The organism is Mesorhizobium sp. M0052 (genome assembly GCF_040323255.1).
GTDB lineage: Bacteria > Pseudomonadota > Alphaproteobacteria > Rhizobiales > Rhizobiaceae > Mesorhizobium.
The window spans coordinates 85748-100225 of the sequence record NZ_JAMYUS010000013.1; the positions used below are offsets into that span (position 1 = coordinate 85748).

Here is a 14478-nt window from a genome sequence, read left to right on the forward strand (position 1 = left end):
GACAATGGCGGTTTCCGTATCCTCGGAGCGCGACACCGTCGCCTCCCCCGCGCAGCGTGCATTGCGCGAAGCGTTCTATGCCGGCGCCATCTCGCTGGGGTTGTTCATTCTCTTCATCGGCCTGAAGACCGACCAGAACATAAGCAACCAGCTGATCCTGGTGCAGCGCTGGTTGCTGCTCATCACCGTGGTCGTGCTGACCATGCTTGGCCGCTTCTTCTACATTGCCTATGGCCAGCCGTTCATGGCCAATCAGAAGATCACCAATGTCGCCACCGGCCTGTTGCCGGCGAGCGTCGCGTCGCGCTTCTTCCTGCTTCCGGCCTTCATCGTCGCCGTCGTGCTGGCGGTTGGCCTGGTTGCGTCTGGCAGCGCCCTGCCGGCGTTGGTGGGACCCGATCTGGCCGGCTACCTTCAGTTCCTGCGCGCATTGGCCGTCATTTACGCGCTCGCTTGCGTGATCTTCTATTTCCGCTCCTTCATCCACGCCAATTTCACCAAGCTCGGGATTGCGGCGCTGGTGCTATACCCGATCCTCGTCGTCGTGGTGCTGTCGATCTACGCGTGGTCGATAACCGGCGGCCTGCAGGGCTCGTTGAAGTGGGTCGACAATTTCGGCATCCAGATCCTGATCTATGTGATGCTGGCCTGGGGGCTGAACATCGTCGTCGGCCTCGCCGGCCTGCTCGATCTCGGCTACGTCGCCTTTTACGCGGTCGGCGCCTATGCCTATGCGTTGCTCGGTTCGCAATACGGCCTGTCGTTCTGGATCCTGCTGCCCGCCGCCGGCGCCATGGCCGCCTTCTGGGGCGTTATGCTCGGCTTTCCGGTGCTCAGGCTTCGTGGCGATTACCTGGCGATCGTGACGCTGGCCTTCGGCGAGATCATCCGCCTGGTGCTGATCAACTGGCGTGAAGTCACCAACGGCTCGGCCGGCATCTCCGGCATCCCGAAGGTCACCTTCTTCGGCCTGATGACGTTTAATTCGACCGACCCGAACTACATCGGCAAGGTGCTGCACATCGCCCAGTCGAGCGCCTACTACAAGATCTTCCTCTACTATCTGATTCTCGGGCTGGCGCTGCTGACCGCCTTCGTCACCATCAGGCTCAGGCGCATGCCTGTCGGCCGCGCCTGGGAGGCGCTGCGCGAGGACGAGATTGCCTGCCGCTCGCTTGGCATCAACACCACTACCACCAAGCTCACCGCCTTTGCCACCGGCGCCATGTTCGGCGGTTTTGCCGGCGCCTTCTTCGCCGCACGGCAAGGCTTCGTCAGCCCTGAATCCTTCGTCTTCCTGGAATCGGCGATCATCCTGGCCATCGTGGTGCTCGGCGGCATGGGCTCGCTGGTCGGCATCGCGGTCGCCGCGCTGGTGATGATCGGCGGCACCGAGGCGCTGCGCGAACTCGATTTCCTGAAAAGTGTCTTCGGAAAAGATTTCACCCCGGAGCTTTACCGCATGCTTTTGTTCGGCATGGCGATGGTCATCGTCATGCTGTGGAAGCCGCGCGGCTTTGTCGGCAGCCGTGAACCGACGGCCTTCCTCAGTGAACGAAAAGCGGTCTCCTCCTCCTTCACCAAGGAAGGGCACGGCTGATGAGCGCGACCTCCATTCAGAAGACCAATCCGGGTATGAAAGACGCCATCCTCCAGGTCGAGCATCTTTCGATGAAGTTCGGCGGCCTGATCGCCATCGGCGACCTGTCGTTCCAGGCCAAGCGCGGCGAGATCACCGCGCTGATCGGACCAAATGGCGCCGGCAAGACCACCGTCTTCAATTGCATCACCGGCTTCTACAAGCCGTCGGAAGGCATGATTACGCTCAACCGGTCCGATGGCTCGAGCTTCCTGCTCGAACGGCTGCCCAATCATGAGATCCCGGCGCGCGCCAAGGTGGCGCGCACCTTCCAGAACATCCGCCTGTTCTCGGGCATGACGCTGCTGGAGAATCTGCTGGTTGCCCAGCACAACAAGCTGATGAAGGCATCCGGCTATACGATCCTGGGCCTGTTCGGGATCGGCGGCTACCGCAGGGCCTCGGCTGAATCGGTGGAGCTTGCCAAGCACTGGCTGGAGAAGGCTGATCTTGTCGATCGCGCCGACGATCCGGCCGGCGACCTGCCCTATGGCGCGCAGCGGCGCCTCGAGATTGCGCGCGCCATGTGCACAGGGCCCGAACTTCTGTGCCTCGACGAGCCTGCGGCCGGTCTCAATCCGAAGGAGTCGGCTGCGCTGAATTCGCTGCTGATGGACATCAAGAGTAGTACCTCGATCCTGCTGATCGAACATGACATGTCGGTGGTCATGCAGATTTCCGACCATGTCGTGGTGCTTGAATATGGCCGCAAGATTTCCGACGGCAGCCCGCAATCGGTGCGTACCGACCCGCGCGTCATCGCCGCCTATCTCGGCGTCGACGACGAGGAGGTCGAGACGGTGCTGACCGAGGTCGGCGATGAAGACGTCATCGAGCAGCTGGACATCGGGCCGGATTCGGCTCACGGACCAGGCACATCGTCTTCCTATCTCGCCGGCCCGGTAAGCGACACGATCGGCCACAGCCAGGGCGAGCGGGTCACAGTGTCGAAGGGAGCTTCAAAGGCCACCCAATACGATACAAGAGCCAACTCCGCGCCAAGAGCACCGTCCGAGCGTCTAACGGCCAAGTCCAAGCCGGCGGCCACCAAATCCCCGACAGGCAAGCCGCGCGGAGGGCGTAAGTGATGGCCGAGACAACGCTCCTCGACATCAAGGGCGTCGAGACCTACTACGGCAACATCAAGGCGCTGAACGGCGTCGATGTCCACGTCAACCAGGGCGAGATCGTCGCGCTGATCGGTGCGAACGGCGCCGGCAAGTCGACGCTGATGATGACCATCTTCGGTGCGCCGCGCGCTCGTGCCGGCTCAATCACTTTCGCCGGCACCGACATCACCCAGATGCCGACGCACGAGATCGCCCGCATGCGCATTGCGCAGTCGCCGGAAGGCAGGCGCATTTTCCCGCGCATGACGGTGATGGAAAACCTGCAGATGGGCGCCGGTCTCGACAATCTCAAGCACTATGACGAAGATGCTGAGAAGGTGTTCGCGCTGTTCCCGCGCCTCAAGGAGCGCATTGCCCAGCGCGGCGGCACGCTGTCGGGCGGTGAGCAGCAGATGCTGTCGATCGGACGTGCGCTGATGGCGCGGCCGAAGCTGCTGTTGCTCGACGAGCCGTCGCTGGGTCTGGCGCCGCTCATCGTCAAGCAGATCTTCGATGCCATCCGCGAGCTGAACCGCACGCAAGGGCTGACCGTGTTCCTGGTCGAGCAGAACGCCTTCGGTGCGCTCAAGCTCGCCACGCGCGGCTATGTCATGGTCAACGGCAACGTGACCATGAGCGGCACAGGCAAGGAATTGCTCGCCAATCCGGAAGTGCGGGCGGCCTATCTCGAAGGCGGCCATCACTGATTTTGGAGCGGAATGTATGCATACGGTATTCCGCTCCAACTTGTTTGTTTGTCGCATGACCTTTGTCCGAAAAGTCTGCAACTTTTCGGGATCATGCTAGGAGTCTTCATCATGCAAGGCATTCTTCACGAGGAACCTTCCATCTGGCAGTTCTTCTTCGTCACCTGTCTGCTCGGCGGCTGGGCGGCATGGATGACCGGCAAGGCCAGCGCCCAGACATGGCGCAGCCTGCCGGCGCTGTTCGCCTATCTGCTGGGTCTCGGCATCGGCATCAGGTTCATCCATCATGCCTTGTTCGGCGGCACGATGTTTTCGCTGCAATACTATGTCGTGGACACAATCGTGCTCATGATATTGGGGTTTGTCGGCTATCAATACACGCGTACGAACCAGATGGTGACGCAGTATAATTGGCTTTACGAACGGGCTTCGATCTTAAGCTGGAAACCGAAAGGTTGACGTTCATCATTAACGCCGTTCCGGGGATGAATCGGCGTGACAAGGGCCTGAAAATCGGCAAAGTACGCTTTCTGCGATAAGGGTGGGCATCGCATGAAAGTTTCATCCACGCCCACCTCGTAAATGGGAGCGTTTAAATGAAGAAATCACTTTTGTCCGCCGTTGCCCTGACCGCGCTTGTGGCGTTCGGTGGCAATGCATGGGCTGACGTTATCGTCGGCGTCGCAGGTCCGATCACCGGTCCGAATGCGGCCTTCGGTGCGCAGCTGCAGAAGGGTGCGGAAGCGGCCGTTGCCGACATCAACGCAGCAGGCGGCATGAACGGCGAGCAGATCAAGCTCGAAGTCGGCGACGACGTCTCCGATCCGAAGCAGGGCATTTCGGTCGGCAACAAGTTCGTCGGCGACGGCGTGAAGTTCGTGATCGGCCACTTCAACTCGGGCGTCTCGATCCCGGTTTCGCAGGAAGTCTACGTCGACAACAACATCGTCGAAGTGACGCCTGCGGCGACCAACCCGAAATTCACCGAGCGCGGCCTGTGGAACGTGTTCCGCACCTGCGGACGCGATGACCAGCAGGGCGGCATCGCCGGCGGCTATATCGCGACCAACTTCAAGGACGCCAAGGTTGCCGTCATCCACGACAAGACCCCCTATGGTCAGGGCCTTGCCGACGAGACCAAGAAGGCGATGAACGCTGCCGGCCTGACCGAAGTCATGTACGAAGGCGTCAATGTCGGCGACAAGGACTTCTCGGCGCTGATTGCCAAGATGAAGGATGCCGGTGTTACCCTGATCTATTGGGGCGGCCTGCATACCGAAGCCGGCCTGATCATCCGCCAGTCGGCGGACCAGGGCCTCAAGGCTACCCTGATGTCGGGCGACGGCATCGTCACCGACGAGCTGGCTGCGATCGCCGGCGATGCGGTTATCGGCACGCTCAACACCTTCGGTCCCGATCCGCGCCTGATCCCCGAGAACAAGGCACTGGTCGAGAAGTTCCGCGCTCAGGGCTTCGAGCCGGAAGCCTACACTCTCTACTCCTACGCCGCCATGCAGGTGATCGCCGAGGCTGCTGCCGTGGCCAAGTCGAACGACCCCGTGGAAGTGGCCAAGGCGCTGCACGAGAAGGGCCCGTTCAAGACCGTTCTGGGCGATCTCGCCTATGACGCGAAGGGCGATCCGAAGCTCCCGGGCTACATCATGTACGAATGGAAGAAGGGTCCGGACGGCAAGATCTCCTGGTTCCCGAAGTCGTAATTCGAAACGCAGCTCTATGGAATGCCCGGCGCTCGCGCCGGGCATTTTTGTTGGTGACAGGGCGGCAGCGAGGGTGGCTGGACAAGCCGTTAGCCGGGGTCGAATTTGTGCGGGCACGACAATTAGCGTCACCTCGAGGCGCCAATCGCACGCAGCTTTTCGAGCCGTGGTGCTAGAATCGCATTTAAATCGGTTTAATCTCTCCTCGATTTTGGTTGCACTGCAACATTTTCGCGTTAATCATGCCTCTGCCCCATCCCTCCCTGTCCGGAGCTCCTTCCTTGGCCATCACGAAGATCCTCGTCGCCAACAGGTCCGAAATTGCCATCCGCGTCTTTCGCGCGGCCAACGAGCTCGGCCTCAAAACCGTGGCGATCTGGGCCGAGGAGGACAAATATTCGCTTCATCGGTTCAAGGCCGATGAAAGCTACCAAGTCGGGCGCGGGCCGCATCTGGCCAGGGACATGGGGCCGATCGAAAGCTATCTGTCGATCGAGGAAGTGATCCGGGTCGCCAGACTGTCCGGCGCCGACGCCATCCACCCGGGCTATGGCCTCCTGTCGGAAAGCCCTGAATTCGCAGATGCCTGCGCCGAGGCCGGCATCACTTTCATAGGGCCGAAGCCCGACACGATGCGCCGGCTCGGCAACAAGGTCGCCGCGCGCAATCTGGCCATCGAGGTCGGCGTGCCGGTGGTGCCGGCAACCGAACCGCTGCCGGACGACATGGAAGCAGTCAAGCAGCTCGCCAAGACAGTCGGCTATCCGGTGATGCTCAAGGCATCATGGGGCGGCGGCGGGCGCGGCATGCGCGCCATCCGCGCGGAAGCCGACCTCGCCCGCGAGGTGATGGAAGGCAAGCGCGAGGCCAAGGCCGCCTTCGGCAAGGACGAGGTCTATCTCGAAAAGCTGATCGAGCGCGCTCGCCATGTCGAGGTCCAGGTGCTCGGCGACACGCATGGCAACGCTGTACATCTGTTCGAGCGCGACTGCTCGATCCAGCGCCGCAACCAGAAGGTCGTCGAACGGGCGCCGGCGCCCTATCTCAGCGAGGTATTGCGCCAGGAGCTTTGCGGCTATGCGCTCAAGATCGCGCGGGAGACCAGCTATATCGGCGCCGGCACGGTGGAATTCCTGCAGGACGCCGACACCGGCAAGTTCTACTTCATCGAGGTCAATCCGCGCATCCAGGTCGAGCACACCGTGACCGAGCAGGTGACCGGCATCGACATCGTCAAGGCGCAGATCCACATACTGGACGGCTTTGCCATCGGCACGAAAGAGTCGGGCGTGCCGGCGCAGGCCGACATCGGGCTGAACGGTCATGCGCTGCAGTGCCGCATCACGACCGAGGATCCGGAGCATAGTTTCATTCCGGACTACGGCCGCATCACCGCTTATCGCGAAGCCGCCGGTTTCGGCATCCGCCTCGACGGCGGCACCGCCTATTCGGGCGCGGTCATCACCCGCTTCTACGATCCGCTGCTGGAGAAGGTGACTGCCTGGGCGCCGACACCGGGCGAGGCGATCGCCCGCATGAACCGGGCCTTGCGCGAGTTCCGCATCCGCGGCGTGGCGACCAACCTCACCTTCCTCGAGGCAATCATCAACCACCCGCGCTTCGCCGACAATTCCTACACGACCAGGTTCATCGACACGACGCCGGAGCTGTTCGCGCAGGTGAAGCGGCAGGATCGCGCCACCAAGCTGCTCAACTATCTGGCCGACGTCAGCGTCAACGGCCATCCCGAAACCCGCGGCCGTCCGATGCCGAAGGCCGATGCGGCAGCGCCCGTCGTGCCCTATCTCAACGGCAATGTGCCTGATGGCAGCAAGCAGAAGCTCGACGCGCTGGGGCCGGAGAAATTCGCTGCCTGGATGCGTGAGCAAAAAGAGGTGCTGGTCACCGACACGACGATGCGCGACGGCCACCAGTCGCTGCTCGCCACCCGCATGCGCACGCATGACATTGCCGGCATTGCCGGCATCTATGCGCGGGCGCTGCCGCGGCTGCTGTCGCTGGAATGCTGGGGCGGCGCCACTTTCGACGTCGCCATGCGCTTCCTCACCGAGGATCCGTGGGAGCGGCTGAGTAAAGTGCGCGAAGCAGCCCCCAATCTTTTGCTGCAGATGCTTCTACGCGGCGCCAATGGCGTCGGCTACACCAACTATCCCGATAATGTCGTGCAGCATTTCGTCAGCCAGGCAGCGGCCGGTGGGGTCGACCTGTTCCGCGTCTTCGACTGCCTGAACTGGGTCGAGAATATGCGCGTCGCCATGGACGCGGTGGGCGCGGAGGGCAAGCTGGTCGAAGCGGCGATCTGCTACACCGGCGACATCCTCGATCAGGCGCGCGCCAAATACGACCTTAAATACTATGTCGGGTTGGCGAAAGAATTGCAGGCAGCCGGCGCCCATATCATCGCCGTCAAGGACATGGCCGGGCTTTTGAAGCCTGCCGCCGCCCGCGTGCTGTTCAAGGCGCTGCGCGAAGCCACCGACCTGCCGATCCATTTCCACACCCACGACACGTCAGGCCTGTCGGCGGCGACGGTGCTGGCGGGCGTGGAAAGTGGCGTCGACGCCATCGACGCGGCGATGGATTCCTTCTCCGGCAACACCTCGCAGCCTTGCCTGGGCTCGATCGTCGAGGCGCTGAAGGGAACCGAGCGCGATCCCGGTCTCGATCCGCAATGGATCCGCAACATCTCCTTCTACTGGGAAGCGGTGCGCAACCAGTATGCGGCCTTCGAAAGCGATCTCAAGGGGCCAGCCTCGGAAGTCTATCTGCACGAAATGCCGGGCGGCCAGTTCACCAACCTCAAGGAGCAGGCGCGTTCGCTCGGGCTGGAAACGCGTTGGCACGAGGTGGCACAAGCCTATCACGACGTCAATTTGATGTTCGGTGACATCGTCAAGGTGACGCCGTCGTCCAAGGTGGTCGGCGACATGGCGCTGATGATGGTGAGCCAGGATCTAACCGTTGCCGACGTCGAAAACCCGGCCAAGGACATCGCCTTCCCGGACTCGGTCGTCTCGATGCTGCGCGGCGATCTCGGCCAGTCGCCCGGCGGCTGGCCTGCGAAGCTGCAGAAGAAGGCACTGAAGGAAAGCAAGCCGATCACCGAGCGGCCGGGCTCGCTGCTCAAGCCAGCCGACCTCAAGGCCAGCCGCAAGGAGATCGAGCAGAAGCTGGAGCGCAAGCTCTCGGAGTACGAATTCGCCTCCTGGCTGATGTATCCGAAAGTGTTTACCGACTTCGCCGCCGCGCAGGAAACCTACGGGCCGGTCAGTGTGCTGCCGACGCCGACCTATTTCTACGGCATGAAGTCCGAAGACGAGATCTTCCTGGACATCGAAAAAGGCAAGACGCTTGTGGTGCGCTGCCTTGCGATCGGCGACGTCGATGAGAAGGGCATGGTCACCGTGTTCTTCGAGCTCAACGGCCAGCCGCGCCGTGTCCGGGTGCCAGACAGGGCGCATGGCGCCTCGGCGGCCAAGGCTCGGCGCAAGGCCGAGCCCGGCAACGAGGCGCATGTCGGCGCGCCGATGCCGGGCGTGGTCTCCGCCCTTGCGGTTGCCGCCGGCCAAGCGGTCATGGCCGGCGACGTGCTGTTGTCGATCGAAGCCATGAAGATGGAGACGGCCCTGCATGCCGAGCGCGACGGCACAGTGGCCGAAGTGCTGGTCAAGGCCGGCGATCAGATCGATGCGAAGGATCTGTTGATCGCGTTTGGCTGACGCGCGGATCCATCACACTGGGGACGGCTGGCAGCAGCCGTTATGGAGCATCGATAATGGCTTGACCCGCCGCGCCTGCTCGGGCATCGAACCCGCTCCCAATTTACCGCGCCAGAATCGCGGTGCTTAAAAAGTAGCGGAGAAAAAACATGGCCGACGACATCACAGATACCAGCCAGACTGTTGCCGCCGGCCAGTTGCGCGCCTTCATCGAGCGCATCGAGCGGCTCGAGGAAGAAAAGAAGACCATCGCCGACGACATCAAGGAAGTGTTCGCCGAGGCCAAGGGCACCGGCTTCGACACCAAGGCGATGCGGTCGATCATCCGGCTGCGCAAGAAGGACCAGGCCGAGCGCCAGGAAGAGGAAACCATCCTCGATCTCTACAAGGCCGCGCTCGGCATGGTGTAAGGCTGTCTGGAAATTCTACTCCGGTTGATATCGCCGGAGCGAATTTCGAAACAGTCTCGGGCCAAGGAATGATGCTGGAACGGGCATCGAACCATGAGCGCATTCGACTTCGGCGCCCGCCGCGCCTCTGAATTCCGCCAACGCAGCTTCTGGGCGCTGTTCGCCGAACGGCATCCGGAGGAACGCGCTTCCATGGCGCGGCGCGGACCCTGGTTCTGGCAGCGCGGGCTGCCTGACTTCGCTCTGGTCCTGTCCCTGTATGTCGCGCCGGCGCAAAGCCAAGTTGGCGTCTTTTTCGGCCGTAACGAGAAGTTCGGCGCGACCGGGGTCTGGTCGCGGCTGAAGCCGTTCCAACCGGCAATCGAAGACAGGCTGAAGCTCAGGCCGGAGCAGAGCTGCGAGGGCCTCGGCATCAATTCGATGTGGCGGGTGAACTGCTATGCCGAGGACAACTGGCCGGCCATGGCCGACTGGCTGGTGACGGAATGCTCGCGCTTCGAGCGCGCCGTCACCGACGTGCTGGGAGAGGGATAGCTATCAGGTGTTGGGGCAAAGCATCGGATCCTTCTTCGGCTCGCGCTGGCAAGGCGCGGTGCCGGTCGAGCGGTTGTTCTGGCGCGATCTAGTCCTTGTCGGCACGGCGATCAACATCGCCTCGTCGGTGGCCGCGCTCATTCTGCTCGGCTTGAAGCTGCCGCTCGCCGTCGTCCTGGCGGTGCATTTCGCGCCCGTGCCCTACAACATCTTTCTGACGTTTGCCGTCTGGCGAACCACGGAAAAATCCAGTGGCGCCAAGGCTTCGTTGATGACGCTCGGGGCTACGCTTTGGCTGATCCTGGTGGTGGTTGTCTGAGAAGATTGACACGAAAAAGGGCGGCCGAAGCCGCCCTTTGAAGATGGTGGTCAAGCTGCGGCTTAAGCCGCCGGCTCGAATTTCAGCGCCACGCCGTTGATGCAATAGCGCAGGCCGGTCGGCGGCGGGCCGTCCTCGAAGACATGGCCGAGATGGCTGCCGCAGCGGGCGCAGTGGCATTCGGTGCGGACCATGCCGTAGCTGCGGTCGACGGTGTTTTCGACCGAACCGGGCACCGGATCATTGAAGCTCGGCCAGCCGGTGCCGCTCTCGAACTTGAGCTTGGATTCGAACAGCGGCTGGTCGCAGCCGACGCAGGAAAAGGTGCCGGCGCGCTTTTCGTAGAGCAGCGCGCAGCTTCCGGGCCGTTCGGTGCCATGGCCGCGCATGACCGCATATTGCTCGGGCGTCAGGCGGGCGCGCCATTCGGCGTCGGTGCGGGTGACAGGGTAGGTGTGGGTGTCCATTTGATCTCCTCAGCCTTGGCGGCTTGTTGTTGGTTGCAAGCTATATTCGCTTAGAGATAGGCGTTTGTTACGTGTTTTGCTCGCATTTTCAGCCGAGCTCCTACCCAATCGCCTGAAGATAGCGGGCGATCGACGCATGAAATGCCGTTCTTGCGCCGCCGATGATGTTCTGCTGCCACCACGCGCCGTAGATGTCGTCGAATTCGAAAGGCTCAAGTGCCGCCGCGATGCGTCGCACGGCCGGCGCATTGAGCGGAATGTAGTTCGGATAGCTGTACATGAAGCTGACATGGCGACGCGTCGGCGTCACCTGCAATATGTCGCCGGACAGCAGGGCGTTACCGTCATCGCGTTTCCAATGCAGCACCTGGCCGCCGGCAAAATGGCCACCGCAACGCACGAGTGTCAGCGACGGGTTTATGGCCAGCGTCTCGCCCGCCCAGCTGACGATGGCGTTGTGCGGCCGCATGATCCACTGGCGGTCGTCGGCATGGAGATAGATCGGCACGCCGCCAAACGCCTCGCTCCACTCGACCATCACCGAATAATAGTGGCAGTGCGAAATGGCGATCGCGGCCAGGCCGCCGCGACGGTTGATTTCGGCTACCGCCTCGTCGCTCACCATCGAGATGCAATCCCACAGCACATTGCCGTGCGGCGTCTGCGCCAGCAGCGCCCGCTGGCCGATAGCAAAGCGCGGCTCGATGCCGAAAGCGAGAACGCCGGCATCGTCCTTCATCACAAGCCTATGCCCGGCAGAGAGTTCTTCCCCAGTGATCCAGGCCTGGCCTTCCCAGCGCACATATTGCCGCTCGTCCTCGCAGATCGGGCAATTTTCTGGAGGGGTCTGCGTTGCCGCGAACTGGACGCCGCATTGCGGGCAAAGAAAGCAGGTCATCGGTTTTCCTCTCATATCAATGCTTGCGTGAAAGCTGCTTGGTCGCGGCTTCCAGCCCGGCCATCGTCAGCGGGAACATGCGGCCGCCGAAGAGATCGCGGATCATCGCGATCGAATGGGTGAAGCCCCAGTTTTTCTGGTTTTCGGGGTTCAGCCAGACCGCATTCGGCCATTGCTGCAGCAGCCGGCCAAGCCAGACGCTGCCGGCTTCCGGGTTCCAATGCTCGACCGAGCCGCCGGGATGCGCGATCTCGTAAGGGCTCATCGAAGCGTCGCCGACGACGATGACCTTGTAGTCCGGGCCGTATTTGTGGAGCAGGTCGAAGGTCGGGATGGTCTCGGCATGCCTGCGGCGGTTGTCCTTCCAGACGCCCTCGTAGAGGCAGTTGTGGAAGTAGAAATATTCGAGCTGGCGGAATTCGGCGCGGGCGGCCGAAAACAGCTCCTCGACGCTTTTGATGTGGTCGTCCATCGAGCCGCCGACATCGAAGAACATCAAGAGCTTCACGGCGTTGCGCCGTTCGGGGCGCGTCTGCACATCGAGATAGCCGTGCTCGGCGGTGGCATGGATGGTGCCGGGCAGGTCGAACTCTTCCTCCGCACCCTCGCGCACCCAGCGGCGCAGGCGCTTCAGCGCCACCTTGATGTTGCGGGTGCCGAGCTCGACGGCGTCGTCGAAATTTTTGAACTCGCGCTTGTCCCAGACTTTCACCGCACGGCGATTGCGGCTTTCATGCTGGCCGATGCGCACGCCTTCGGGATTGTAGCCATAGGCGCCGAAAGGCGAAGTGCCGCCGGTGCCGATCCATTTCGAGCCGCCCTGATGGCGGCCTTTCTGCTCCTCCAGCCGCTGCTTCAGTGTCTCCATCAGCTTGTCGAAACCGCCGAGCGCCTCGATCAGTTTCTTCTCTTCCTCGGTCAGGTGCTTTTCGGCGAGCCGGCGCAGCCATTCCTCAGGGATGTTGGCGACACCGACGGCATCGGGGCCGGTGAGCGCCTCGATCCCCTTGAAGACATGCGCAAACACCTGGTCGAAGCGGTCGATATGGCGTTCGTCCTTCACAAGCGCGGCGCGGGCGAGGTAGTAAAAACCCTGGACGTCATAGTCGACCAGCCCGGCCTCCAGCCCTTCCAGCAGCGACAGATATTCCCTGAGCGAAACGGGAACCCGCGCGGCCTTTAGTTCGAGAAAGAAGGGGAGGAACATGGTTGGCCGTTATCTATGCCGAACGGTCACGGCGGAGTCGCCACGGGCACTGTCGATTTCGCCGGATTGCAGAAGATTTGCCACAGTACGTGGGTTGGGCATGGGCAAGTGCTTTGCGATGCGGGCTTCCGCCCCATTCGCGCATAGCCGACGCGGCATCGGCTATCGCTTCAGCCGGGTTTGCGCCGGCCCCGTGGCAGCCGGCGAGATAGGGCATCCGCACTCCCCAAACGCCGTCACTGCCATCCACGATTCCGACATAGCGGATCATTCGGCTCCTTCCGCGTTATTTCGATCGCGCTCGCATCATAGCAGATCATACTCGATAAAACCTGTCCGCCGCGCGACATGGTCGTAGAGCTTGCGCGCTGTGGCGTTGGTTTCGTGGGTCATCCAATAGACGTTCTTGACGCCGATCTTGCCGGCTTCCTGCTTGACCGCTTCAATGAGGGCCGCACCGATGCCCTTGCCGCGCACATCAGGGTCGGCGAACAGGTCCTGCAGGTAGCAGTTGTTTTTCTCCGACCAGCCGGAGCGGTGATAGAGATAATGGGTCAGGCCGACCGCCTTGCCGTCGAGCGTGGCGATAAACCCCTTCGGTTCGAATTCACCTTCCGTGAACAGTCGTTTCCAGGTGATGTCGTAGACCTCGTCCGGCAGCTTGGTCTCGTAGAAGGTGAGGTAGGCAGTCCACAGCCGCCGCCAGTCGGCATGGTCGGCCAGCGCCAGCGGACGGACGGTGATCTCCGTCATTTCGGTTCCTCCAAAGCCTTATCGGATTCCGGCGGAATCAGATCGGAAACACCATCGCCTAATCCACCGGCGAATTGTACTCGCGAAATGCGGTCGCCAGCATTTGCAGCGCGTCACGCGCCCGCGGCGCCAGATTGTGCGAATGCAGGACCACTTCGGAGGGGTCAAGCGACGGCAGGCCGAGCTTGCGGCCAACCTCGATCAGGCCGGGCGGAGCGACGCAGTGAGCCAGCGCCGAAACGGCAAAGCCCGCCGATATCGCAATGTTGACGGCCGCGCCGCCGCCGCCGACGAAGGCCTCCTCCCAGGCGATGCCTGCTTTGTCCAGCGCCTCGACCGCCCGCACACGATCCGGACAGTTGCACACGGTGCTTAAGAGCGCGAGGCGCAACGGCGTTCCGCGCTGCCACTCGAAGGAAGGTGCTGCGAACCAGCCATAGTGGTTGCGCGACAAGGTCCGGCCAGGACGGCTGTCGCCTTCGCGGTGCACGATGACTGCATCGAGCTCGCCGTGATCGAAAGCTTCCTTGAGCACCGTGCTGGTATCGATCCTCAAACTGAGCGTCAGCGATGGATCGTGCGCATGGAGCTGGGCAATCAGAATGGACAGCGCCGGACCGGCGGCATGATCGACAAAGCCGAGCGCAAGCCGGCACGGTGCTGACGCAAACTCCGCCATGGCGCGCTCGTGCGCGGCAAGGAAGTCACGCGCGGCGGGGAGGAAGACGGCGCCTCGTGCCGACAGGCTGACGCGGCGCGGCGTTCTTTCAATCAATCGCGCGCCGAGCTTCTCCTCAAGGCGGCGCAGCTTGACGCTGATCGTCGCCTGCGTGCTGCCCAGCGCCGATGCCGCCTGGGTGAAGCTCTGCAGATCGGCCACCATCACAAAGGTTCGTACGGCGTCCACATCAAGACTGGTCATCGCAGCACTCCATTGGGCCGATCATTCCGTTTTGTCATTTCTGATATAGCCGAGC

13 protein-coding genes and 1 pseudogene are annotated in these 14478 nt (G+C 62.3%); 9 read left to right on the forward strand and 5 right to left on the reverse strand.

The genetic code is table 11. The features are described 5' to 3' along the window. Window positions 1-4: 4 nt before the first annotated feature. From livM to NKJ77_RS18810, 9 genes and pseudogenes are all read left to right on the forward strand, one after another. Window positions 5-1600, forward strand: coding sequence for a high-affinity branched-chain amino acid ABC transporter permease LivM (gene livM, locus NKJ77_RS18770; RefSeq protein ID WP_352535576.1), 1596 nt, complete (start codon window positions 5-7; stop codon window positions 1598-1600). Next, window positions 1600-2706: pseudogene (locus NKJ77_RS18775) on the forward strand (ABC transporter ATP-binding protein); the annotation flags it as partial. The gene livM and the pseudogene NKJ77_RS18775, both read left to right, overlap by 1 nt. Window positions 2707-2726: 20 nt before the next feature. Beyond that, window positions 2727-3455 carry an ABC transporter ATP-binding protein gene (locus NKJ77_RS18780; RefSeq protein WP_023668718.1) on the forward strand — a complete coding sequence of 243 codons (729 nt, stop codon included), beginning with the start codon at window positions 2727-2729 and terminating at the stop codon, window positions 3453-3455. Window positions 3456-3566: 111 nt separating this feature from the next. Continuing rightward, window positions 3567-3914, forward strand: a complete 348-nt coding sequence (locus tag NKJ77_RS18785) for a DUF6867 family protein (protein ID WP_023668719.1) — start codon at window positions 3567-3569, stop codon at window positions 3912-3914. A 137-nt stretch (window positions 3915-4051) separates the two neighbouring features. After that, window positions 4052-5173: a branched-chain amino acid ABC transporter substrate-binding protein gene (locus NKJ77_RS18790; RefSeq protein WP_023668720.1), complete on the forward strand. Its 1122-nt coding sequence runs from the start codon at window positions 4052-4054 to the stop codon at window positions 5171-5173. 281 nt (window positions 5174-5454) lie between these two features. Further along, window positions 5455-8913 (forward strand): pyruvate carboxylase, encoded by a 3459-nt coding sequence (gene pyc / locus NKJ77_RS18795; protein WP_352535577.1) that lies wholly within the window; start codon window positions 5455-5457, stop codon window positions 8911-8913. Between the two features lie 149 nt (window positions 8914-9062). Next, window positions 9063-9323: a DUF2312 domain-containing protein gene (locus NKJ77_RS18800; protein ID WP_023668722.1), complete on the forward strand. Its 261-nt coding sequence runs from the start codon at window positions 9063-9065 to the stop codon at window positions 9321-9323. 93 nt (window positions 9324-9416) lie between these two features. After that, window positions 9417-9857, forward strand: coding sequence for a hypothetical protein (locus NKJ77_RS18805; protein ID WP_023832608.1), 441 nt, complete (start codon window positions 9417-9419; stop codon window positions 9855-9857). Window positions 9858-9864: 7 nt separating this feature from the next. Further along, window positions 9865-10176, forward strand: a complete 312-nt coding sequence (locus tag NKJ77_RS18810; RefSeq protein WP_031193151.1) for a hypothetical protein — start codon at window positions 9865-9867, stop codon at window positions 10174-10176. Window positions 10177-10238: 62 nt separating this feature from the next. On the opposite strand, the gene msrB is transcribed toward NKJ77_RS18810, so the two are convergent. The 5 genes from msrB to NKJ77_RS18835 all read right to left on the reverse strand — a co-directional run bounded on the left by msrB (window position 10239) and on the right by NKJ77_RS18835 (window position 14423). Continuing rightward, window positions 10239-10643, reverse strand: coding sequence for a peptide-methionine (R)-S-oxide reductase MsrB (msrB, locus tag NKJ77_RS18815; protein WP_013529102.1), 405 nt, complete (start codon window positions 10641-10643; stop codon window positions 10239-10241). Between the two features lie 100 nt (window positions 10644-10743). After that, the gene (locus tag NKJ77_RS18820; RefSeq protein WP_023684142.1) at window positions 10744-11541 is read right to left on the reverse strand and encodes an MBL fold metallo-hydrolase; all 798 of its coding nucleotides are present in this window, start codon (window positions 11539-11541) and stop codon (window positions 10744-10746) included. 16 nt (window positions 11542-11557) lie between these two features. Next, window positions 11558-12748: a vWA domain-containing protein gene (locus tag NKJ77_RS18825; RefSeq protein WP_023700253.1), complete on the reverse strand. Its 1191-nt coding sequence runs from the start codon at window positions 12746-12748 to the stop codon at window positions 11558-11560. A gap of 306 nt (window positions 12749-13054) precedes the next feature. Beyond that, a complete protein-coding gene (locus NKJ77_RS18830; RefSeq protein ID WP_023668728.1) occupies window positions 13055-13501 on the reverse strand; it encodes a GNAT family N-acetyltransferase in 447 nt (148 codons plus the stop codon). 58 nt (window positions 13502-13559) lie between these two features. After that, complete coding sequence (locus NKJ77_RS18835; protein WP_023698426.1) at window positions 13560-14423, reverse strand: LysR family transcriptional regulator; 864 nt, start codon at window positions 14421-14423, stop codon at window positions 13560-13562. Between the last annotated feature and the right edge of the window lie 55 nt (window positions 14424-14478).